Annotated in this window: 18 protein-coding genes; 9 read left to right on the top strand and 9 right to left on the bottom strand. The window is 51.6% G+C overall.

From position 1 onward, the window contains the following. Positions 1 to 91 precede the first annotated feature (91 nt). Genes rlmM through mutY form a run of 6 tightly spaced genes read right to left on the bottom strand, consistent with a single transcriptional unit; the run spans position 92 to position 4533 of the window. Complete coding sequence (rlmM, locus tag JJU14_RS01730) at positions 92 to 1165, bottom strand: 23S rRNA (cytidine(2498)-2'-O)-methyltransferase RlmM (RefSeq protein WP_228610876.1); 1074 nt, start codon at positions 1163 to 1165, stop codon at positions 92 to 94. Further along, entirely contained in the window at positions 1162 to 1548 is a 387-nt protein-coding gene (locus JJU14_RS01725) for a DUF423 domain-containing protein (protein WP_228610875.1), read from the bottom strand. The genes rlmM and JJU14_RS01725 overlap by 4 nt, the downstream gene beginning before the upstream one ends. Further along, the gene (locus tag JJU14_RS01720) at positions 1535 to 2242 is read right to left on the bottom strand and encodes an alpha/beta family hydrolase (RefSeq protein WP_228610874.1); all 708 of its coding nucleotides are present in this window, start codon (positions 2240 to 2242) and stop codon (positions 1535 to 1537) included. The genes JJU14_RS01725 and JJU14_RS01720 overlap by 14 nt, the downstream gene beginning before the upstream one ends. Beyond that, positions 2205 to 3140, bottom strand: coding sequence for a transcriptional regulator GcvA (locus tag JJU14_RS01715; protein ID WP_228610873.1), 936 nt, complete (start codon positions 3138 to 3140; stop codon positions 2205 to 2207). The genes JJU14_RS01720 and JJU14_RS01715 overlap by 38 nt, the downstream gene beginning before the upstream one ends. A 42-nt stretch (positions 3141 to 3182) precedes the next feature. Continuing rightward, positions 3183 to 3455, bottom strand: a complete 273-nt coding sequence (locus tag JJU14_RS01710) for an oxidative damage protection protein (RefSeq protein ID WP_228610872.1) — start codon at positions 3453 to 3455, stop codon at positions 3183 to 3185. Positions 3456 to 3492: 37 nt separating this feature from the next. After that, positions 3493 to 4533, bottom strand: a complete 1041-nt coding sequence (mutY, locus tag JJU14_RS01705; protein WP_228610871.1) for an A/G-specific adenine glycosylase — start codon at positions 4531 to 4533, stop codon at positions 3493 to 3495. Between the two features lie 195 nt (positions 4534 to 4728). On the opposite strand from mutY, the gene trmB reads away from it, so the two are divergent. The 3 genes from trmB to JJU14_RS01690 are packed head-to-tail and all read left to right on the top strand — an operon-like array spanning position 4729 to position 6817. Beyond that, the gene (gene trmB / locus JJU14_RS01700; RefSeq protein WP_228610870.1) at positions 4729 to 5454 is read left to right on the top strand and encodes a tRNA (guanosine(46)-N7)-methyltransferase TrmB; all 726 of its coding nucleotides are present in this window, start codon (positions 4729 to 4731) and stop codon (positions 5452 to 5454) included. A 1-nt stretch (position 5455) separates the two neighbouring features. Next, positions 5456 to 6493 carry a class I SAM-dependent methyltransferase gene (locus tag JJU14_RS01695; RefSeq protein WP_228610869.1) on the top strand — a complete coding sequence of 346 codons (1038 nt, stop codon included), beginning with the start codon at positions 5456 to 5458 and terminating at the stop codon, positions 6491 to 6493. 3 nt (positions 6494 to 6496) lie between these two features. Continuing rightward, positions 6497 to 6817, top strand: coding sequence for a hypothetical protein (locus tag JJU14_RS01690; protein WP_228610868.1), 321 nt, complete (start codon positions 6497 to 6499; stop codon positions 6815 to 6817). On the opposite strand, the gene JJU14_RS01685 is transcribed toward JJU14_RS01690, so the two are convergent. Next, positions 6800 to 7195, bottom strand: a complete 396-nt coding sequence (locus JJU14_RS01685; protein ID WP_228610867.1) for a DUF3293 domain-containing protein — start codon at positions 7193 to 7195, stop codon at positions 6800 to 6802. The two genes, JJU14_RS01690 and JJU14_RS01685, sit on opposite strands and share 18 nt — an antisense overlap. A 184-nt stretch (positions 7196 to 7379) precedes the next feature. On the opposite strand from JJU14_RS01685, the gene JJU14_RS01680 reads away from it, so the two are divergent. Both JJU14_RS01680 and arcA read left to right on the top strand, forming a co-directional pair. Continuing rightward, positions 7380 to 8951 carry a HAMP domain-containing sensor histidine kinase gene (locus JJU14_RS01680; protein WP_228610866.1) on the top strand — a complete coding sequence of 524 codons (1572 nt, stop codon included), beginning with the start codon at positions 7380 to 7382 and terminating at the stop codon, positions 8949 to 8951. A 195-nt stretch (positions 8952 to 9146) separates the two neighbouring features. Next, the gene (gene arcA / locus JJU14_RS01675) at positions 9147 to 9857 is read left to right on the top strand and encodes a two-component system response regulator ArcA (protein WP_228610865.1); all 711 of its coding nucleotides are present in this window, start codon (positions 9147 to 9149) and stop codon (positions 9855 to 9857) included. Here arcA and JJU14_RS01670 read toward each other — a convergent pair whose 3' ends face one another. Then, the gene (locus tag JJU14_RS01670) at positions 9858 to 12152 is read right to left on the bottom strand and encodes an ATP-binding protein (RefSeq protein ID WP_228610864.1); all 2295 of its coding nucleotides are present in this window, start codon (positions 12150 to 12152) and stop codon (positions 9858 to 9860) included. Positions 12153 to 12188: 36 nt separating this feature from the next. Beyond that, positions 12189 to 13724 (bottom strand): cyanophycinase, encoded by a 1536-nt coding sequence (locus JJU14_RS01665; RefSeq protein ID WP_228610863.1) that lies wholly within the window; start codon positions 13722 to 13724, stop codon positions 12189 to 12191. Positions 13725 to 14115: 391 nt separating this feature from the next. Between JJU14_RS01665 and JJU14_RS01660 the strand changes: the two genes are divergently transcribed. From JJU14_RS01660 to gltB, 4 genes are all read left to right on the top strand, one after another. Next, on the top strand, positions 14116 to 17049 hold the full coding sequence (locus tag JJU14_RS01660) for a TonB-dependent receptor (protein WP_228610862.1): 2934 nt from the start codon (positions 14116 to 14118) through the stop codon (positions 17047 to 17049). An 84-nt stretch (positions 17050 to 17133) separates the two neighbouring features. Next, positions 17134 to 18624, top strand: coding sequence for a putative basic amino acid antiporter YfcC (gene yfcC, locus JJU14_RS01655; protein WP_228610861.1), 1491 nt, complete (start codon positions 17134 to 17136; stop codon positions 18622 to 18624). Positions 18625 to 18634: 10 nt separating this feature from the next. Beyond that, the gene (iadA, locus tag JJU14_RS01650) at positions 18635 to 19816 is read left to right on the top strand and encodes a beta-aspartyl-peptidase (protein WP_228610860.1); all 1182 of its coding nucleotides are present in this window, start codon (positions 18635 to 18637) and stop codon (positions 19814 to 19816) included. Between the two features lie 360 nt (positions 19817 to 20176). Next, positions 20177 to 23396, top strand: a 3220-nt coding sequence (gltB, locus tag JJU14_RS01645) for a glutamate synthase large subunit (protein ID WP_228610859.1), incomplete at its 3' end; no start/stop codon positions are given.

Genomic DNA, 23396 nt, shown 5'->3' with positions numbered 1-23396 from the left:
CTGCGCCTAAAACGACGATCCAGCTGTTATCCCAATAAAAAACCGCCCCTGGCTAAGGCTGCGGTTTTTAAAAGCGAACAGCGACATTTGGCTATGATTTTCGCTGAATATGCACCGTCACTTCTTCACGGTCGTGGTACAGATGCTTGGCCTGCAACTGATAGCGGATGCCGGCTTCATGCAAACGCAGATGCACCTGCTCCAGCACTTGCTCGACCATCTCGTAGCGTTTTTTCATCGGCAGTTTCAGATTGAAAATACTTTCCTGACACCAGCCGTTGATAAACCAATCGCAAATAAGCATCGCCACCCGATCAGGCTTTTCAATCATATCGCAGACCAACCAATAGACATTTTGCTTGGCGGGCTGGAATTTAAAGCCATCCACCTGCAAGTGTTTAACCTGGCCGCTTTCCATCAGCGCCGGATCCATAGGGCCATTGTCGATGGCGGTCACCATCATGCTGCGCCGCACCAGCTGATAGGTCCAGCCGCCCGGGCTGGCACCTAAATCCACTGCCCTTAAACCAGAAGCCAACCGCTGCGGCCGCTCACTGGCCGGAATGAAGGTAAGAAAGGCTTCTTCCAGCTTCAGCGTACTGCGGCTGGGTGTATCTTTCGGTGACTTTAACCGCATAATGCCGTTTTCAAGCGGGCTGTTGTTCTTCGGGTAGCTCAGGCCCAGCATGGCCTCACTGCCGGAGAGTAAAAACAGATGCAGCACCGGCTTATCATCCCGCTCTTTCGCCGTTAAAGCACCCTGATTGCGCAGCGCCAGCCGCAGTGGCACCGTCAGTTTGCGCGCCAGGGTCGACAGGGTTTTACCGTCATTGGTTTCCGGGTATTCCACCCGCAACTGACCACAGCCCTGCACCTCGTGCGTTGCTGCAGCTTCAAGCACTGTACTGACTCTATCGTGCGGCTGTAGCTCCAGCAAAGGTTCCAGCAGCAAACACCACTGGCGGGCAAACACCAGTTGCGACAAAGCAAAGGTACGAAAGAAATGCACTAAAGCTTCACCGTCGTAGGCTTCAAAAATCACATAGGCGCTGTGATTGCTGAGTTTGCAATAACCGAACACCTCATGCTGAGCTGCTTTATCCTGAATTTCCGCCGCACAGTCTTTTTCAAAACCAGAACGACAATAGAGCAATAATTGCTTCATGCGCGCTTCCCAAACCAGGGGCTGATGGCAAGCAGCAACCAACCCAGTATCATCAATTGCCCCCCAAAGGGAGCTAAACGGCCAAGGTGCCATGGTAACTGCCACACGCCAGCCAACAAGGTATAGACAAAGAGCCAGGTGCCCAGATGCCAGCAGAGCAGAGCTGCTGTTTCCAGTTTGCCGGGCGATGGCTTATTGCTTAGCAGCAACAGAGCCAGGGTATGTACAGCCAGCATCGACAAGGCACTGACTACCGCGGCAAGCTCTGCCACGGTAAGTTGTTTCAAGCCAAGGTGCATGGTGACCGCCGATAAAGCCACCAAAGCAGCACCATAGAGCCCGGCCAGGCTGCGGCTTAATTTAAGCAGGTTAGCGCTGTTCATGCTGCGCCTCGATTTGTGCCTCGACCTGCGCCGCGGTCTGCGCCTTAATCTGAACCTCTGGCTGCGTGTCGATCCAGGCCCGGCTGATGACAGCCGCCTCAGTAATCAACTGTAACTGAGTGACCCCGCTTTTCTTGCGCGGTTTAAAACTGTGATCGCCATCCGTCAGCCAGTTCAGGCTCACGTCAGGCCAGTGCTTATCGGCCAGCTCTGCTGTATTGCCAAAGGTATCGCGCTCGCCCTGCAGGATCAGCAGCGGTCTGGCAAGTTCAGCAAAATGCTCGGTGCGGAACTGCTGCTTGCCTGGCGCATGAAATGGATAGCCATAAGCCAGCACGCCGACAATCGGCAAGCCCTTATCCACCGCCAGCATGGAGGCAACCCGTCCTCCCATCGATTTGCCACCAATAAACAGCGGTAAGTCGCTGGGGCATTGCTGCACCTGCTGAAGAAAAGCCTGCTGCAGCTTTGGCATCGGGTTTGGCGGGCGCTTTTTTTGCTCGGCAACTTGCTGCTGCATATAGGGGAAATTAAAGCGCCACACCTCGATGCCTGCGGCGACCAAAGCTGTGCTTAGCCACTGCATAAAGTCGCTTTGCATGCCAGCACCTGCGCCATGCGCCAGCAGCAAACGCGCCACCGGCTTAGCCGGGCGCTCAATCAGCGGCGACGGCATTGGTAAATTGCTGCTCATTAAATTGTTCCTGCTCCTGCTGCACCACGGCCGTCAGCCATTGGCGAAAGGCGGTGATTTTCCCTAAATCGGCCTGACTATCCCGGCACACCAGGTAGTAAGCATCTTTGGACAAGAGCACATGATGAAAGGGCACAATTAAGCGACCTGAGCTGATGTCTGGCCGCGCCAGCACATTGTGCGCCAGTGCCACACCCTGACCATGAATGGCCGCCTGCAATACCATCGACGAATGGCTGAAAATAGGCCCCTGATTGACATTAAAATGCTTGTAACCCTGACTGGCAAACCAGGACTTCCAGGCTTTGCGTGAGCCATCGTGCAACAGATTATGAAAACGCAAATCGGTCACTTCCGACAACGGCTTACCAGAGCTTAGCAAGAGTGGCGAGCACACCGGCAGCAGGTACTCGGCCTGCAGCTTGTCTGAGCGCAGATTGCGCCAGTTGCCGCGGCCATAATAGACCGCCACATCGACATCGTCGGTCAGTGAACCTTCGTCCTGATCGACCGCTTTGATGCGCACATCAATATCCGGATGCTGTTCACTGAATAAGTTGAGCCTGGGCACCAGCCACTGAATGGCAAAGCTTGGCTGCATACTCACGGTGAGAGAGCCCTTGGCGCCACGGGCCAGCAGCTTCTCGGTGGCATCGTGCAGCTGCAAAAAAATTTCCCGGATATCCTGAAAGTAGCCCTGCCCCTCTTCGGTCAGCAATAAAGAGCGGTTTTTGCGTAAAAACAGCTTCAGGCCCAGGTGATCTTCCAGCGCTTTGATTTGATGACTGATGGCGGCCTGGGTGACAAACAACTCTTCGGCGGCTCTGGTAAAGCTCAGATGCCGGGCTGCAGATTCAAAGGCTTTTAAAGCATTCAGCGGGGGTAATCGTCGCGCCATGGCTTAGCCTGGTCTCCCATAAGTCCGATAGAAAAAGCCGAATCAGCTTTTTGGCGGCGTATAGCCTTCAATGGCAACCTCTTTGCCCTCAAACAAAAAAGCTTTCATTTCAGCTTCCAGCAGTTTGCGGTGCTCAGGGTCCATCATATTGAGTTTCTTTTCATTGATCAGCATGGTTTGCTTGGCTTGCCAAAGGCCCCAGGCTTCTTTACTGATGGTGTCGAAAATCTGTTTGCCCAACTCGCCAGGATACAACTGAAAGTCCAGGCCGGCGGCTTCTTTTTTCAGATACTGGCAATAAACGGTACGTGACATACTGGCCTCTTAACGCAATGGTTTCATCTAGTTTATCTTAATCGGCTGTGGAATGCTTTAATTGCTGCTCAATCCACTTGCGAATCGGTGCCGGCAAGGCAATATCGGCCAGTTGCCGACTGGCATACCAGCCATGCTGAGGCGACTCCTGCACCTGCTGCCGGGGTTGCCAGATGGTGGCATCCAACTGATAGTGACTGAACTGATGGCGAAAGCTGCCTATCGGCTCGGCCTGCTGCAGCAGCGGGTGCTCAGCTGCCACCTCCGGCAAGGTTAGTAGCGAAGACCAAATGCCTTTATCCGGCCGTTGCTCCAGCAACAACTGGCCCTGCTGCTGCACCCATAAAAAGTGGCCCTGCCGGCTTGGCTTGGCTTTTTTCGGTTTTGCCATTGGAAACTGATCGACCTGTTGCCGTTCGTACGCTTTACAGTCTCCTTGCAGTGGACAGCGGACACAGTCGGGTTGCCTGGCGGTGCAAAGCGTAGCGCCTAAATCCAGCAAGCCCTGGGCAAAGCGGCGGTTGTGCTGCTTTGGGGTAAGTTGTTCTGCCAGCTGCCACAGCTGTTTTTCCAGCTTGCTTTGGCCGGCGTAGCCTTCTAAGGCAAACAAACGGCAAAATAAGCGCCGCACATTGCCATCGACAATAGGGCCATAGGCATCGTAGGCAAAGGACATAATAGCGCCGGCGGTGTAACGGCCTATACCAGGGATTTGCTGCAGGCTGTCCAAATCATCCGGGAAGCTACCACGCTCGGCAATGGCCTGAGCCGCTTTATGCAGATTCCGCGCCCGGGCGTAGTAGCCAAGCCCCTGCCACAACGTCATCACCTCATCCTGTTCGGCCTCTGCCAGAGCTTCAATGGTTGGGAAGCGCTGTAACCAGCGCTCAAAATAAGGAATGACGGTAGTCACCTGGGTTTGCTGCAGCATCAGCTCGGATACCAGCACCTTGTATGGGGTGATGGCTTGCTGCCAGGGCATGTCATGGCGCCCTTGCTGCTGTTGCCAGCCAATCACCAGCGCAGCAAATTGATCGGCAGCAAACGGATGATTATCGGATAAGTCAGTACTCTGCACACAGCCTCCGCATTGAAAACCCCGCTAGTATGCCATAGCCCGGTGAAGCGAGGCTATGTGGAAAAAAGCGGGTTGAGCTTCTGCTTAAGAACACCGATAATACGCGGCTACCAATCGTTGCCAGCCTGAGATGCCTTGTAAGATACATGACAGGTGAATAACAGGCGCATAAATAACCCATTACCGGAGCCCGCCATGAGCGAACAGCCAACCACAGCCGCTGACGAAAGCGCAGAAACCACGTCTTATATGCGTAAAATTCGTAGCTTTGTCCTGCGTGAAGGCCGCTTAACCAAGGCACAAAAACTGGCGCTGGAACAACACTGGCCCGCCATGGGCGTTGAGTTTAAACCCGAGCTACTGGATTTAGCCACCTTGTTTGGCCGCAAAGCCGATACGGTACTGGAAATTGGCTTTGGCATGGGCAAATCTCTGGTGCAAATGGCAGCAGCAGCCCCGGAAAAAAACTTTATTGGCATTGAAGTGCACCGCCCTGGCGTTGGCGCCTGCCTGGCAGATGCTGCTGCAGCCGGTATCAGCAATCTGCGGGTGTTCCAGCACGATGCTGTTGAAGTATTGGCTCAGATGATCCCAGATAACAGCCTTACTACCATTCAGTTGTTTTTCCCAGACCCATGGCCAAAGAAAAAACACCACAAACGCCGCATTGTGCAAGCCGACTTTGTGCAGCAACTACGTAGCAAGCTGGCGATTGGCGGTGTTTTTCATATGGCTACCGACTGGCAGCATTACGCCGAACATATGCTGGAAGTGATGCAGGCCGCGGAAGGCTTTAGCAACCTGTCGGCCAGCAATGACTATGTGGAACGCCCAACCCATCGCCCCGTCACCAAGTTTGAGCTACGCGGTAAAAAGCTTGGCCATGGCGTCTGGGATCTGATGTTTAAGCGGGAGCATTAAGATGTCCGCTAGCGCCAGCCAAATGCTTAGCAGTGCCAGCCAGATGCTGCTGCGAAACCTGGCCGATTTAACCGGCCCAAGCTTGCTGGTGGAGCCGCCGCTGGATCAGCTGGCTGGCCAGCTACCAAGCGATCACCGCCAAAAAATCGCAGTCTACAGCAGCCATGTAGCGGTAGCTGCCCGCTGGCAGCACGCCGGTTACCGCTGCAGCTCAGGGCTTAAGCCCGAGTTTGCCGAACGCTTTGAAACAGCGGTGCTGTTTTACCCGAAAAGCAAAGAGCAGCTGACGTTGATGCTGCAGCAGTTGCAGCCGGTGCTGGCAGAAAACGCCGACATCTTTGTGGTGGGCGACAATAAAAGCGGTATCAAAACATTACCCAAACAGCTGCAAAGCAGTGAGCTGAGCGCTCATAAACTGGACAATGCCCGCCATGCCCTCTGGTTTGTCGTCAATGGTCGCTTACCAGCCAGTACCATCCGCGCCCAAACCTTTGCTGTCACACTAAACGACATTAAATTACACCTTCACTCCTACCCTGGGGTGTTCAGTCATGGCAGTCTGGATAAAGGCACAGCCTTGTTGCTGCAGCATTTGGCGCACATTCAGTCTGGCCGGGTGCTGGACTTTGCCTGTGGTTGTGGTGTTATCGCGGCTTATTTAAAAGCAAGCCAGCCATCGATTGAGCTCTATGCCTCCGATGTCAGCACCCTCGCCACTGCAGCCGCCCAAGCAACACTAGCAGCCAATGGGCTAACTGGCACCGTGCTGGCTGCCGATGGGTTGCCGGATACGCCTGCGCAATTCGAGCACATAGTCAGCAACCCTCCCTTTCACACCGGTCAGAAAACGGATTACAGCATTGCAGAAGCTTTTATCAGAGCCTGCCCTTACAGGTTATCTCCTGGAGGTAGCCTGACGCTGGTTGCTAACAATCATCTGCCCTACCAGAGCTGGCTACAGGAAAGCTTTGGTCATTGTACTATACTGGCACAAGCGCATGGTTTTACCATTTACCAGTGTTTAAAATCGAGGAAATAACACATGGGTGTAAAGGCGGTATTACTGGGAACAGCCTTGTCCGGCCTGACTTTTTCAGCCATGGCCACGACGGCAACTGACACCTGCCTGCAGCAGCCAAACCGCACCTTACCCTGCCCACACCAGCTGTACCGGCTGATGCAGCTACCCGATCAACAAGAAGCTGGGGTGCGCTGCATCTGCGTCACCGATTTTCAGCCATTCTTACAGCAGCCAGAATCAGAAGTAGCGCAAATCCGTCAACGCATGGACAGACGACAATTAGAAGCTCAACTGGGGATGGAGCTAGAGCCCATATTACGTATCTTAAGGCGCGAGGATTAAGCGCTGCGAAAAACAGCCCAAAGCCACCGGCTCTTGCTGCAACAATGCAGGTAGCAGCCAAAGCTCATCGTCTTCTACCCAGTACAGCGCATTTTGCTGCCAGTCCAACGCATACTCCACCGCCTGATGCCGGCTACAAAACACAGCCCAACTTGGCTCCAGGTGCTTAAAATCTGGGGATGCTCCTGTGACTTTCCGATAGCGCACTCTGGCATCGTGCAAGCTGGCAGCAAAGGCCATATGGCGACAAAGATTTTGCCCGGCCGGGGCCATTTTACCTGCAGGATTAATTGCACTGATAATGGCAAAACTGCTCATAGTGGCAAAAGGCTGATAACTAATAAAGACTACGTTTTGATACAATTGCCATGGTGTCATCAGAACCTCCATCTGCAGAGTTGCCTTCCAAGCATAAAAAAACAAGCCAGTAGTTTGCGAAATTATGGTTTTCTGCATAACATCATAGTCAGGTGAATACTGACATGCCATTGTTGGTTTGGAATATGACAACTCTATGATGCAAAAAACTTTTTCCATAAAAGGAATGTTAATCAGCATTGTAATGCTGATTTGTAGCCTGACACTGATTGCATCACTTGCCCTATCCAGCATTCATGATATCAATGCGCAATACCGCAAACTTCAGCACCAGCTGGAGGCCTACGCCACCATTATTGCCATCAGCTCAGCCACCGGGCTTTATAACAATGACACTGATCTGTTAGAACAGCAGCTGCAGGCTTTTTCTGCAGTTCCTATGATCAATAATATCCATATTTATAGCCTGGATCCCGAGGCGTCTGAGCCGGTATTTTTCAGCAGTTACAACCGTCAAACCATAGGCCCCTACCCGACACAGTTTCATCGTTTGCCAGAGCTGTTACAACCAAAGCAAAGCCGGAATCATCTTGAAGTGATGGCGCCAATAGAGTTTTCCGGTCAACTCATAGGCTATACCTATTTACGTGCGACCAAGGCAGAGTTATCCGGCTATACCCAAAACCGCATTTTATCCGATATTGCCATTGCAGTGCTGGCGTTGTTGCTGGCCTTTCTGGCTGCCAACCGACTACAGCGCTGGTTAACCAGGCCCATTAAAGGCTTATTGGAGCAGGTTCAAATCATTACCAAAACCCAAGACTTTAGTTTGCGCGTGCCGCAAACGAACCTGGATGAAGTAGAATCCTTCAGTAAAGCCCTGAACCTGATGCTGGATAAAATTGAGCGTCAGTTTAATAAGCTGCAAAGTGCTGAGCAGGAAATTCGCCAGCTTAACCAGGGCTTGGAGCAAAAGATTTCGGAGCGAACCCAGGCATTAAAGGAATCGAACCAGGAGCTACTAAACACACTGGAGACCTTGCATCAGTATCAAAACCAGATTGTCGAAACCGAAAAAATGTCCAGCCTTGGTCAGATGGTTGCGGGAATTGCGCATGAAGTAAATACGCCCATAGGCCTGGGCATCACTGCATCAACCTTACTGCAAGATAAGTTGAAAGTGATAGAACAGAACTTTCAGGATAAAAAGCTTACCTCCTCCCAATTATCGCGCTTTATTGGCGAAGCCCAGGAAAACCTTGGCATTGTCTACCGTAACCTGGAACGTGCGGCTAGCCTGATTCGAAGCTTTAAACAGGTTGCCGTTGATCAATCCAGCGATAGTGCACGTACTTTTAATATGTTGCAGTTAATTAATGAAGTATTGCTGTCACTGCGGCCAAACTTAAAAAAAACCAGTCATGAAGTGGTGGTCAATTGCCCGGAAGAGCTGCTGCTTGAAAGCAAGCCGGGCCCAATCAATCAGATTCTGATCAACCTGATTATGAACAGTCTGATCCATGCCTTCAGTGACCAGGATAAAGGAAAAATCATCATCACCGTGACCACAGAGAATAACCATTGCCAATTGATTTATCAGGACAATGGTGCTGGTGTACCAGAGCAAATTCGTAAGCGTATTTTTGATCCCTTTGTCACTACTAAGCGAGGTGAAGGTGGCAGCGGCCTTGGTCTCCATCTGGTATACAACCTGGTGACTCAGGCATTGCGGGGAAAAATTCAGCTGGAAAGCTCTATTGGTGAGGGCGTCCATGTTTTTATCGAGTTTCCGGTGTTGATAAGAGATACAAAATAAAGTTCAACCAATTGATTTTTATGAATTTAAACATGCAAATGCGGTGAATTACTTTAGGATGCGCTAAATGTTAACAATACTACTTGTTAACAAAGCCAAGTAAAGCTATAATTGAGAACTAATTGACAATGTTCTGTCATATCAAAGCGTCACATTGAATCACAAATCAAACAAAATTCACATAAGGTTAATTATATGCAGACCCCTGTCGTTCTAATTGTTGAAGATGAAGAAGTTACTCGCACCAATCTGGTCAGCCTGTTTCAAGGTGAAGGCTACGATGTGATTGAAGCCATCAATGGTGAAGAAATGAATCAGCGCCTGGCTGAAAGCAAAGTCAATCTAATCGTGATGGACATCAATCTGCCTGGTAAAAACGGCTTAATTCTGGCGCGTGAATTGCGTCAAAAAGAAAAAATTGGCCTGATTTTCCTGACTGGTCGCGATAGCGAAGTCGATCGTATTCTGGGGCTGGAAATTGGTGCCGATGATTACCTGACCAAGCCATTCAACCCACGTGAATTAACCATCCGCGCTCGCAACCTGTTAAGCCGCACGGTAGCACAACCTGTGGTGGAAGAGCACAAAAGCGTAGTGACCTTCAATGGCTGGACGCTGGATGAGAATAGCCGCAACCTGACGTCGCCAAAAGGTGAGTCACGCCGCTTGCCAAAAGGCGAATACCGCGCCTTGCGTCTGATGCTGGATACCCCAGGAAAAATCTTTACCCGTGAGCAATTGATCCGCCATATGACAGGCCGTGAACTGCGTCCGAATGATCGGACCGTAGATGTAACCATTCGTCGTATCCGTAAGCATTTTGAGACCGACATGGATACGCCAGAGCTGATCAGCACCATTCACGGTGAAGGTTACCGCTTTGTCGGTAATATCGATAAAGATTAATCAGCTATCCTTTTCCAAATAGTCATACAGAGCGGCCAAGTGCCGCTCTGCTGTTAAATGGAAGTCTACCAACTGTCGTTCCAGCTGTTGCCAATTGGGCTCCGACAGCGCCTCGTATTTTTTAGCCTGCTTCTGCACCCAATGCAAACCAACCGATGATGCGGCCCCTTTCAGGGTGTGCGCTGCATCCTTGAAAGCATTCAACCGTTGATGCACGGCTTCTTCCAGCATCTTGTTAATGTAACCTGGCAACAACTGTGCAAACAACTTAGCGCTGCGCAGCATAGTTTCTTTGCCCAGCGATTGCATATAATCATCCAGGGTTGCCAGATCCAGCATATAATCCGACTCTACCGTAGGTTGAGTGGTGGCTGTCTTTAAGGCGCTGGGCGAAAACAACTGCGCCAGTAATTGATCCAGATTGTTGGTATTTAGTGGCTTTGCCAAAGCGCCATCAATCCGGATCCCAGCCAGTTGCTCTTCCGCTTTGCGCACATTGGCACTGAGTACAACGATAGGCAAATGCTTCAGGTGCATCTCCTGGCGCATCGTCCTGGCAATTTGATCACCGGTCATATCCGGTAACTGCATATCGAGCAGCACCAAATCCAGATCATCCTCCGTTTCCAGTAATGCCAGCGCATCTTCTCCGGTTTCAGCATGAATCACAGTATGACCACGCTGCTCCAACAAACTAATAGCGATGTCTGCATTGAGAGGTACATCTTCAACCAACAAGATAGTGAGCTCCGGACAATCAATCGCCTGCTGTGTGGGCCGACTAACCAAGCGGGTCGGCAATAAGATTTCAAAACAACTGCCCGCACCCACCGAACTTTCTAACGTCAGGGAACCATCCATCGCCTCCACCAAGGCTTTTGAAACCGATAAACCGATCCCCGAACCAACCACACTCAAACGACGGCCATCGTTGGACTTGTAATACATATCAAAGATACGCTTTTGTTCATGCTGACTGATGCCAATGCCGGTATCGATCACTTTTAACAACAATTGGGTGTTGTCGTGTTGCAGTAGCTCACAATACAAACTGATACGGCCCTTGGCGGTAAATTTCACGGCATTATTCAGCAGATTCCAAAGCACCTGACGTACCCGGGTTGGATCCAGCTGCAAATAGCAGTCAGCTGGAGCATGCAAAACCAACTCAAAATCCAGCTCTTTTTGCTGGCAAATCAGTTCGGCAAAGTTTTTGATATCGGTGACAAAGCCATTGATTTCGATGTTCTGATAAACAATATCGAGATCCTGGCGGTCAATTTTATCTAAATCAATAATATCATTGAAAATATTTCCAAGAGTTTCGGCACTGGTAAAGATAGTCTGACTCCAGCTGCGTTGTGATTCTGCCAGTTCGCTGTCCAGCAGGCGTCTGGTTAAACCAACAATGCCATTCAGCGGAGTGCGCAGCTCATGGCTTAACGTTGCAATAAACTTGCCTTTGTCCTGATAGGCCTTCTCCAACGCTTGCTCGGCCAGCTTACGTGAGGTGATATCCCGGCCAAAACCCAGCAAGCCAATGGAGCGCCCTTGCTTATCAAAAAACGGCACCTTACGCATTTCAAACCAAAGACTCTGTCCTTTGCTATCGGTAAATTCCACATCCAGGATCAGCTCGGATTGTTGGGTCGTTACTTCGTGGTCACTTAAAATCGCAGAAGGCACCGTATCATCTTTGAAGATATCTGCCGGATGGCGTCCAAGCAGCTCAGCGGCCGGTTTGCCCATGGTAACTTCAAACATTTTATTGCAACTGGCAAAGCGGCCCGTTTCATCCCGGTAATAGAATAAATCGGGCGAGCTATCAACGATGGAGCGGATCAGCAAGGTCTGCTCTTCCAGCTCCTGCTGAGCTTTTTTACGCTCAAGAATTTCTTTGCGCAACTCATCAATGGCTCTACGCTTGGCCTGAAAAGCTTTTTTACGCTCTTCGATTTCAAAGTTCAGCTGGCGGATATTTTCCTGCAGGTGCTGATTCAGTACTTTTTCCTGGCGGCTGGAATCTTCCAGATACAACAAAGTGGCATCCAGTTGTTCAATCAGATAAAACACCAGCGCCAATACCAAGGGACCAATCAGGCAGGTGAGGAGCAAGACAGTTAAAACCGTATCCCAATGGATACCAGCACCAAGCAGTACCGATACACCGAGTGCCAGCAAAGTCGCGGCCATAACAACGAACAACAGCACCAGCGCCATCAGCTTGAGCCAACCCCACTGCCGTAATCGTTCTGCCAGACCTTTTACCATCGGATGTACAGGTTGAACCGTCATCAATGCCTCTTTATCTGCTCAATTCTACTCTGCCTGCTAAGGGTTCGCTGCTACGCTAAGCTCTAGCAGCATATGCTGATACGAGCAAAAACGAAACGCTTGGTCATCTTTTACTATTACGCCTGGCTTGCTTTTGCTCTGGTCATTGCGACTTAATTGCAATAAGAATCTGGTGGCTGCCAGCTGGTCTTGTCCGCTGGCAGTCTTCTGATTGCTGACGCACAAATGATGAGCTAACTGCTGAAAATGATCATGCTGCAAGATCTTATTCAGTTGTTGCGGCTTTGCAGCATCGTCTGCAACCCCATGCTTCCAGTCAGCAAACTGAATGCTAAGCTCGCCTTGATGCAGCCTGGCCTTGTCGCCATGCGTTAAATAGTGCGTCACGACCTGACGAACTCGCTTTCCATCCGCTTTTTGGTCCTGTTGAGCAGTCGACAGATCAAGGATAAACACACCTCCTCGTCCTTGCACTTCAAACCACACGTCATCTGAGCCTGCTTTAGGTACATAAACCCACAGAGCGGTCGCTTCATCGACACCAAAACCAAAACGGGTGTCGGTCGCCAGAGCCAGCTCAAGTAACCGCCCCTCGCGCCCACGTTCAGAAAAGTGCGTATCCAAAATACCCCATGGAAAAAGAGCAGCACCACCTTCTGCCTTGTAAGTTAAGGAGCTCTCATGCAAACCAGCCGGGCAAGTGCCATGTTCGGCACAGTCACGCTCAGGTGGTTCTACCGCATGGGCCCCAAAAGCGAGCGCATAGCGTGAATCGCCATTGGTAATCATCGGAACAGCTGCAGGCTCACTACCGGACATGACAGCAGTACCAGCACTGGTGCCACCCACTAATAAAGTACCTGCTTTTAACCCCCGCTCTATGGCTGTTAGCTCTGGCGTTGCAGCTCCGTCAAGGCCTCGAAGCGCCTGCAGGGTCATCGACTGATCGCCACCATTAAAAAAAATTGCATCGGCAGCGTCAATCAAAGCAACACTGTGCTCAGAACCAAACTGACAAAACTGCTGTTGATAAACCATTAAATTCGGGTGCTCTTTCCCAGGCTCGGTCAGGCCATGGTATTGCTCGAACAAAGTATCTAACTGAGCACAGCCAGACTCAGCCCCAAGCCGTTGCGCTTGCTGATAGGCTGCGTGGATGGGCAACCAGCGCACCTTAGCCCCCGCCTGGGTAAATAGCTCCAGGTAAAAATCAACCGCGGCAAAAGGGTTGCGGGATGAAGCGGTAACCACCAACACCTCTGGTTGCTCTTTGCCAGATAACTGTGCTGCCTGGCGCACAAAATCCAGTATCAAATCACGTGAAAAAGGATCCTTACTCTGCAAAAGTGCCACTTGCTCTACCTGAAACTTGCCAGAAGACGGCTTGTCATCATGTTCAAACCGCGTATCGGGTAAACAACTCCCTGGTGCTTCAGACGTGCAAATACTGACCCCGCCACCTACCAACATCATCTGGTGGCCACTTTGGATAACTTCGTTAGAGTGCAGCGAAAAAGCAGCGATTAGCGGAAAAAATGCGATAGTTCGTTTGATATAATTCATTGGATTCATAAGGTCACTTCATTGCTTATCGGATGGATTGAGACGATTTTTATTATTATTTTTTATCGCTGCATAGAGTATCCTGTATTGACTTCCTTGCCAATTAGAGATAAATCTATAGGCAGAATTTGACGCATTTTTGTCCCAGGGTAGCGATATGCTGAAAAAAGCAGTACAGCTTAGCTCATATCACTATTCGTCATACTACCTCTCTGAGTGGTTTAACGAATAGCACATCCGGTCATCCCTGACCGGCAGGTGTTATTTGTTCCTGCCCACTAATTTTTACCAGAACTAACGAAAACTACATCGACGCCCGCGGTTTGACCTGCTGCCTTTTGCTTTTGCTGAGCAATGGTCGGTTGGCATGCTGCCCGTCGTACAGCACAGGTGTAACAACATGCGTAAAATCTCAGTTTTAGCCACAGCTATTGCAACGGCTTTGGTTTCGAGTCCACTACTGGCGAATGAACAAGCGGCGACCGAAGAAGCCAAACTTGAGCGAATTGAAGTCACCGGTTCTCGTATTCGCGGGGTCGATCTGGAAGGCACTCAGCCTCTGGTGGTTATTTCCTCCGAAGACATCAAAAACTCAGGTGCCAGCGATATCTATGAACTGCTGCGCGACCTGGGTCAGGTTCGTGGTGGTAGCGGAACTTTCTCCACCTCCGAAAGTGGTGCCACTTCTACCTCAACGCCAGGTGGGCAGGCAGCGGCCTCTTTGCGTGGTTTAGGTCCAGCCTCAACCTTAACCCTAATCAACGGCCGCCGGGTTGCTGCATCTTCCTTTGCCGCCGGCACCCAGAACTTTGTCGATATCAATAGCATCCCGCTGGCTGCGATTGAGCGGGTAGAAGTACTGGCGACCGGTGCCTCAGCCATTTACGGTGCCGATGCAGTAGCCGGTGTTATCAACTACATCTTAAAAAGCGACTACGATGGCGCCGAGCTAAACCTGAGCTACGGCAACAGCACTGCTTCGAGCAATGATGGCCGAGCCAACATTAATTTTGTGATGGGGCGCCAGGTCGCTGGTGGCAACCTGACCGTATTCGCCGATTACTTTGACCGTAAAATGCTGACCGCTCAGGATCGCAGCTTTACCCGTGAGCCGGCACTGGTCAGTAACTACTCTTACTTACCCAAAGGTACGCCAAATATTTATTTTAACTCTGCACGCAGCGGTGATGAGATCGGTAGCCCGGATTGTAAAACGGACTTTGTCACCACCGAGTTTGGTGAGGAAATCTGTGCTTACTACAGCAACGAAGACGATGTGCTGGTAAGCCCGTTCAAAAGTGCTGCTGTTGGTTTTATGTTTAACCGCGATTTAGCCAATGGGCTGCGTTGGAATACGGATCTGTTCTATACCCGCACCAAATCCACGGCGTTCTCCAGCCCCGCCCCTATTGATCAATTGGATGACAGTGAAGGTGCCTGGGTACAGGAAGATGCTTTGGATATCTTCCCCGGCGTGACCCGTGACTCTAATTTCATCTATTTTGGTAATGATGAAATCTGGATTGATCCTTTCTTTTCACCGGCTGGCCAGCGTCTGTGGGGCTTCCAATTTGATGCCCGCTTTAATGATCCTCGTACCATTGAAGTAGAAAGTGAAGCCATTCGCTTTGTGTCTTCCTTGGGCGGTGATATTGGTCATTGGGAATGGGAAAGTGCTATTTTGTTATCACGTTCAAAGTCCAAGCAGGAAGCGGTGGCCGGCATTTACAATCGCTACAAATACCACGCAGGTATTGCAGGTGAGCTGTGCCAGGATGGTAGCATTGCCAATTACGATGGTTTTGATCTGACCTGTGCTTCAGGTGCTGGCCTGGCTGGGGTATACAACCCCTTCTTGCAAAATGACCCAGCCAACGAAGCTATTTTAGCTCTGGCACAAGAAGTGCCTACCCGGGATGGTCGCAGCACCGTCTATGGCTGGGATGCCCGTTTTAGCGGTGAGTTGTTTGAAATGCCACACGGCTTTGTTGGTGCCGCCCTTGGCCTGGAACTTCGCCGCGAAGAAATTACCGATACCCCATCGTTAAATGCCCGCGCCCGCCCGGAAAATGACTACCTGGTGGATGTATTTGGTTTCGGTTCCAGTTTATCTGCCGCCAGCCGCAACCAGGCCGCCGCTTTTGCCGAAATCTATGTACCACTGGCTGAGCGGGTCGAGCTCTTGGCTGCTGGACGTTACGATCATTACAACGACTTTGGCGGTACTTTCAACCCGAAAGTAGGCCTGACTTGGCGTCCGGTGGATGAACTGATTCTGCGTGGCTCCTGGGCAACCTCTTTCCGCGCGCCATCGCTGACTCAGGCGGGTGTGCAGCTTCGCACCACAACAGCTACCTATGACTGTTCGGCTAACCAGACCGTATCCGATCTCTACTGTGATGGCCAGAGCTTTACCAGCAGCCCTAATGTGCTGGAACTGGGTAACCCTGATTTGCAAGCTGAAACGTCTGAGTCTATCAGCCTAGGCCTGGCCTGGAGCCCTACCCGTGATACCACTATTACGGTTGACTACTGGCAGTTTGAACACAAACGCCTGGTGGATACCGATATGACCGCCATGCTGGCCCGTACCGCGAACGACGCCTCGATCCGTCATTGTGGTTTGGTACCGCAAGGCCAAATTGGTATTGCTTACAATCCAGATGTCTGTCAGGTGACCGATACCGCTGGCCTTCGTATTGATCAGCAAGGGGCTAATCTGAGCGAAATACTGGAAGCCTACGATGCTGCATTCAACCCTCGATTTGCTGAACTTCCGTTGCTGCGGGATCACGTGATTCAGTTGGAAAACGTAGGTCAGCAAGAAGTTAAAGGCCTGGATATCAGCTTCAAGCATACGCTGGACTTTGCCGGTGGTCGCTTAGGGCTGGACATCGATTGGACCAACTACCTGTCGTTTAAACGCAATAAAGCAGGCTCGGATGAAATCGAGTCGCTGGTAGGCACCTACCGCTATCCACGCAACATTGGTAGTGCCCGCATCTCCTGGCGCAACGATGACTTGTTCCTCGGCTTAACCGCACTCTATACCTCTTCCTATGAAGACGATATCAGCCGCTTGCGTCGTCGCAATATTTGGGAGCTGGAAGACTTAGGTGAGCTGAATGAAGATGGTGGTCGCAATGTCGCCTCATGGACCACATTGCGGGCGAACATCGGCTATGATTTTGACAATGCAGCTATTAACTTCAGCATCGATAATCTGCTGGATCGGGATCCTCCACGTGTATTCGGCAGTGCTCGCGGCTTTGATTCCATCAATCATAACGCCATGGGCCGTAGTTATCGCTTATCCTTTACTTACTTCTTTTAACAGGTAAGTATTCTAGTAAGCAACCTTAAGGGGGAGCCTGGCTCCCCCCTATCTTTTCAATGGTACGTTACAGGCTAAATCGTTATGAAAACCGCGGTTAAACAACCGGTCAACATGCCTGATGCCTTTGTGATCCTGTTCTTCGTGATGGTACTGGCCGCTATTGCCAGCCACCTGATCCCGGCAGGCAGCTTTGGCATGCAGCAGGTAGAAGTTGAACAAAACGGTGAGATCGGACTGCAGCAACGCATCGATCCGGCCAGCTTTGCGCTGGATACCGAGCAACAGCATGGAGTGCCACTGTTCGCCGAAGGCGGTGGTATTGGCTTTTTAAATTATGCCTTTGAAGGCATGGTCTCAGGCTCTAAGTGGGGCTCGGCCATTGGCGTCATTGCCTTTATTCTTATCACTGGCGGTGCCTTTGGCATCATCATGCGCACCGGTGCCATCCACAATGGCATCCTGGCACTGATAGAGAAAACCAAAAACATGGAGGCACTCTTTATCCCCATCATGTTTTTGTTGTTTTCTTTGGGTGGGGCCATCTTTGGCATGGGGGAAGAGGCCATCGCCTTTTGCATTGTGCTACTGCCACTGATGTATGCGCTGGGTTACGATGCCATTACTACGGTGCTGGTGACCTATGTCGCCACCCAAATCGGCTTTGCGGCCTCCTGGATGAACCCCTTTAGCATTGCCATTGCCCAGGGTATTGCTGATATTCCACTGATGTCCGGTGCTGAGTTTCGCTATGGGCTTTGGCTGGTACTGACGCTTTTTGGCCTGGTGTTCACCATGCGCTACGCCAAACGCATCAAGGCCAATCCTGAGCTTTCGCCAAGTTACGCCAGCGATCTGCAGGTAAAAGCCCAGCAACAAGGCAAGCAGTCTGAGCACAGCCATTACACCGGCGTTGATACGGTGATTTTGCTGGCATTCTTTGCCGGCCTTAGCTGGATTATTTGGGGTGTCACCACACGAGAGTACTACATTCCGGAAATTGCCAGTCAGTTCTTTACCATAGGCTTAGTCGTGGCCGTGCTGGGGGTGTTAGCTGGCAGACTTACCGTGAATGGCGCGGCCGATGCCTTTAAGCAAGGGGCGGCTGAGTTGCTGCCAGCAGCGCTTATTGTTGGCATGGCCAAGGGCATCGTGCTGATTTTGGGTGGCGATAACCCGGAAACGCCTTCCGTACTTAATACTCTGCTGTATTATTCCGGCCAGGCACTGGGGGATTTACCTGGCTGGCTATCGGCCTGGTTTATGCTGGTGCTGCAATCGGTGTTTAATTTCTTTGTGGCCTCAGGCTCCGGCCAGGCTGCACTGACCATGCCTTTGATTGCGCCTTTGGCGGATTTAGTCGGTTTGTCGCGGCAAATTGCCGTGCTGGCATTTCAGCTGGGCGATGGCCTGACCAATATCATTATCCCAACCTCGGCAGCGCTGATTGGCTGTCTCGGGGTGGTACGGGTGGACTGGACCCTGTGGGCCCGTTTTGCCTGGAAACTGTATTTGTGGCTGTTCTTACTGGCCAGCCTGGCGATGCTGCTGGCAGTGGCGATCGGCTACCAATAACGAGGTGTATGTGAACGGATTAACTTTATTTAAAGGGGCTGAAGTGCTGGCTCCTGAACCGCTGGGTCAAAAAGATGTGCTGATTGGCGGCGGTAAAATACTGGCCATTGCCGACGAGCTTGCTGGCGGTAGCGGCAATCTGCCGCTGACCGAAATCGATGCCCGCGGTCATTACCTGGTGCCTGGTTTTGTCGATTCGCTGGTGCATTTTATCGGCGGCGGTGGTGAAGCTGGTTTTGCCAGCCGCACACCGGAAATGCAACTGACCGATGCGACCTTAGGCGGCGTCACCACCGCCATAGGCGTGCTTGGTACCGATGCCACTACCCGCACTTTGACCAATCTGCTGGCCAAGGCGCATGCGCTGGAAGAAGAAGGCATCAGCACCTGGTGCCATACCGGCTCGTATGAAATCCCCTGCCGCACCCTGACCGGCAACATTACCGACGACTTAATCCTGATCGATAAGTTTATCGGTGTTGGCGAGATTGCCATTAGCGATCACCGCTCCTCCCAGCCGACCACCAGCGAAATTCGCAAAGTCGCGGCAGCGGCCAGAGTCGGTGGTATTTTGTCGGGTAAAAGTGGCATTGTCAGTGTCCACATGGGCGCAGGCGAAAGCATACTGCAACCGATTCTGGATGCGGTCAGTGGCAGCGAACTGGAATTAACCCAGTTCTACCCAACCCATATGAACCGCAATCAGGATGTGTTTGCGGCCGGCCTTAGCTATGCCAAACAAGGCGGTTATCTGGATTTTACCACCAGCACCACTGCCTACGATTTGGCACATGGTGAAGTGGCTGCAGCCGAAGCATTGGCGCTTAGTCTGGCCCAGGGCATTCCGGTACTGCAGCTGACCATGAGCTCGGATGGCAATGCCAGCCTGCCGATTTATGATAAAAAAGGCAACATGCTCGGGCTGGAAGTTGGCCAGGTTCGTACCTTGTATCAATCGGCCCGTCAGGCAGTGCAGCAGTTTGATGTGCCACTGTCCGATGCGATTTGCAGCATTACCGCCTCGCCAGCCGATATTCTTGGACTGAAGCAAAAAGGCCGTCTTGCCACAGGCAAAGATGCCGATTTGGTGCTCATTCAGCGTGAAGACTTGCAGATCGACCAGGTCTGGGCCAAAGGTCGGCAGTTGGTGGCCAATGCCAAAGCCGTGGTAAAAGGCACCTTTGAAGTTTAACCGCATAGTTTCAGAATAATTTGGCATTTATCAAAAGCTGCTTCTGCAGCTTTTTTTCTGCCTCAACCCCCATAGATAGCCGAAATAGCCGCAATTCGTGTAATTTATTTTCATATTCAACTGATTACTTTCTATACTCTAGGGTGCAAAAAGTCTGCTTGCTTTTTCTCTGCAAAGCCGGTATACCTATAGCTTGATATTGTTTAGACGGCTAGACGCTCTAAGAGCTTTTACTCTAGAAACACTGAAAAACTGAACTTATTTTGTTGTTTTATTTCAGTTTAACGCCGCGCACACAAATAGAATAAAAATTCATAAAATCTATATTTATATCCATTTGGACAAGTTTGGAGGTGTGTTATGGCGTTGTACCAACACGCACAAGCCCGGGAAAACTGTGGCTTTGGCCTGATCGCCCACTTAGAAGGGGCAGCCAGCCATAAGCTGGTGCGAACCGCCATCAATGGCCTGGATCGCATGCAGCACCGAGGCGGGATTTCTGCCGATGGTAAAACCGGCGATGGTTGCGGTCTCTTAATGCAAAAGCCCGACAGTTTCTTTCGAGCCATTGCCGAAGAAAATGGCTGGACGCTCGGCAAAAAATACGGCGTTGGCATGCTGTTCTTAAGTCAGGATCCGGACAAAGCTGCTTTTGCCCGCAAAGTGATTGAAGAAGAAGTCGGCAATGAAACCCTCAGCCTGGTCGGTTGGCGCAAAATGCCGATTGATGATTCAGTGCTGGGGCCTATCGCTGTAGCTTCCTTGCCGCAAATCGAGCAGGTCTTTGTCAATGCCCAGCCCGGCTGGCGTAAACGCGATCTGGAGCGCCGCCTTTATATGGTGCGCCGCCGTATCGAAAAACGGCTGGCCGATGATGCCGATTTTTATATCCCCAGCTTTTCCTGCCTGGTTACCGTATTTAAAGGCCTGATGATGCCGGCTGACTTGCCGCGCTTTTATCTGGATCTGGCCGATATCCGGCTGGAGACCGCAATTTGCGTGTTCCATCAGCGCTTTTCCACCAATACCATGCCGCGCTGGCCGCTGGCACAACCCTTTCGCTTTTTAGCCCACAACGGTGAAATCAACACCATTAAAGGCAATCGGCAGTGGGCCCGCGCCCGCCAGTACAAATTTGGCTCGCCCCTGCTGCCCGATTTGCAGCAGGCCGCTCCTTTTGTCAAAGAAGACACCTCGGATTCCAGCTCACTGGATAATATGCTGGAGTTGTTTTTAGCCGGTGGCATGGACTTATTTCGCGCCATGCGCTTGCTGGTGCCACCTGCCTGGCAAGGCAACCGGGTGATGGACGATGATTTAAAAGCCTTCTACGAATTTAACTCCATGCATATGGAACCCTGGGATGGCCCGGCTGGTATCGTGATGACCAATGGCCGTCATGTAGCCTGCAACCTGGACAGAAACGGCCTGCGCCCTGCCCGTTTTGTCATCACCAAAGACCAGGTACTGACGCTGGCATCCGAAGTCGGGATCTGGGATTACAGCCCGGATGAAGTGCAGGAAAAAGGCCGGGTTGGCCCGGGCGAAATGCTGGCAGTGGATACCTACACCGGCAAAGTCTGGCGCTCCTGCGATATCGATGAAGATTTAAAACAGCGTCACCCGTACCGCGCCTGGTTGAATGAAAATGTACAGCGTCTGATCCCGTATGAAAAGTACGAAATTGATCTGATTGGCAAACGAGTGTTTGATGATGACACCATGCAGGTCTATCACAAGCTGTTTAACTACAGCTACGAAGAAATCGATCAGGTGATGACGGTGCTGGCCAAAGATGGTCAGGAAGCGGTCGGCTCTATGGGCGACGATACGCCGATGGCAGTGCTGTCGCAAAAACCGCGCAACCTGTTTGATTATTTCCGGCAGCAATTTGCTCAGGTGACCAATCCGCCGATCGATCCGCTGCGCGAAAACCATGTGATGTCGCTGGCGACCAGCATAGGCCGCGAGCACAATGTGTTTAGCGAAACGGCCGGTTACGCCCGTCGTATTCAATTTGAATCGCCAGTGATGATGTATTCTGATCTGAAGCAACTTAAAGCTGCCGATGATGAGTTTTACCGCCACCGCCAGTTTTCGCTAAACTTTGCCCCGGAACAGCTTAGCCTGGAGCAGGCACTGCGCCAGCTGTGTGATGCCGTGATCACAGCAGTACGCGATGAGAAAGTGGTGCTGGTGATCCTATCCGATCGCGATATCGGCCCTGGTAAATTGCCAATCCCGGCCGCCATGGCAGTAGGTGCCGTGCAACAAGCCCTGGTAAAAGCTCAGCTACGCTGCGACTCCAACATTATTGTCGAAACAGCCACAGCGCGTGATCCGCACCATTTCGCCGTGCTGGTTGGTTTAGGCGCTACCGGCGTTTATCCTTTTATGGCTTACGAGACGGTGGAGCAGCTGGTGGAAAAAGGCAGGCTGAGTCTAAGTGCCCGCCAGGCTGTGCTCAATTACCGCAAAGGCATCAACAAAGGCCTGTTTAAGATCATGTCGAAGATGGGGATTTCCACCATCGCCAGTTACCGCTGCTCCAACCTGTTTGAGATCATCGGCTTGGGCAAAGAGGTGATGCAGCTCTGCTTTGCCGATATCGACTCGCGCATCGGTGGTGCTGGTTTTGCCGATCTGCAGCAGGATGTGCAGCAACTGGCGCATATCGCCTGGCTAAAACGCAAACCCATGAATCATGGTGGCTTGCTGAAATACGTGCACGATGGCGAGTACCATGCCTACAACCCGGATGTGGTGCAAACCCTGCAGCAGGCAGTGCGTAGCGGCGATTACCGCGATTACCAGCGCTACAGCAAACTGGTGAATGAGCGCCCTATTGCTCATATCCGCGATCTGCTGCGCATTAAACCGGTCGATACACCACTGCCATTGGAGCAGGTCGCGCCGGATACCGAACTGTACCCGCGCTTTGACAGTGCCGCTATGTCGATTGGTGCCTTAAGCCCGGAAGCCCACGAAGCGCTGGCTATTGCTATGAACCGGCTGGGTGGCCGTTCAAACTCCGGTGAAGGCGGTGAAGATCCACGCCGCTTTGGCACCGAAAAAAATTCCAAAATCAAGCAAATCGCCTCTGGTCGCTTTGGTGTTACGCCGCACTATCTGGTCAATGCCGAAGTGCTGCAAATCAAAGTGGCTCAGGGTGCTAAGCCCGGTGAAGGTGGCCAGCTACCGGGTGAGAAAGTCACCGCTGAAATTGCCCACCTGCGTTATTCGGTGCCTGGCGTTACGCTGATTTCACCGCCACCGCACCACGACATTTATTCAATTGAAGATTTGGCCCAGCTGATTTTCGATTTAAAGCAGGTCAATCCTAAAGCGCTGGTCTCGGTCAAACTGGTATCAGAGCCAGGCATCGGCACCATAGCCACCGGTGTGGCCAAGGCCTATGCCGATTTGATTACCGTTTCCGGCTACGATGGCGGCACCGGCGCCAGCCCGCTGACATCGGTTAAATACGCCGGCAGCCCGTGGGAGCTGGGCCTGGCCGAAGTGCACCAGGCGCTGGTTGATAACGGCCTGCGCCATAAAGTACGGCTGCAGGTCGATGGTG

The organism is Alkalimonas sp., assembly GCF_020831925.1.
In the GTDB taxonomy this organism is placed as follows: domain Bacteria; phylum Pseudomonadota; class Gammaproteobacteria; order Enterobacterales; family Alteromonadaceae; genus Alkalimonas.
This window is presented reverse-complemented; position numbering and strand designations above follow the sequence as displayed.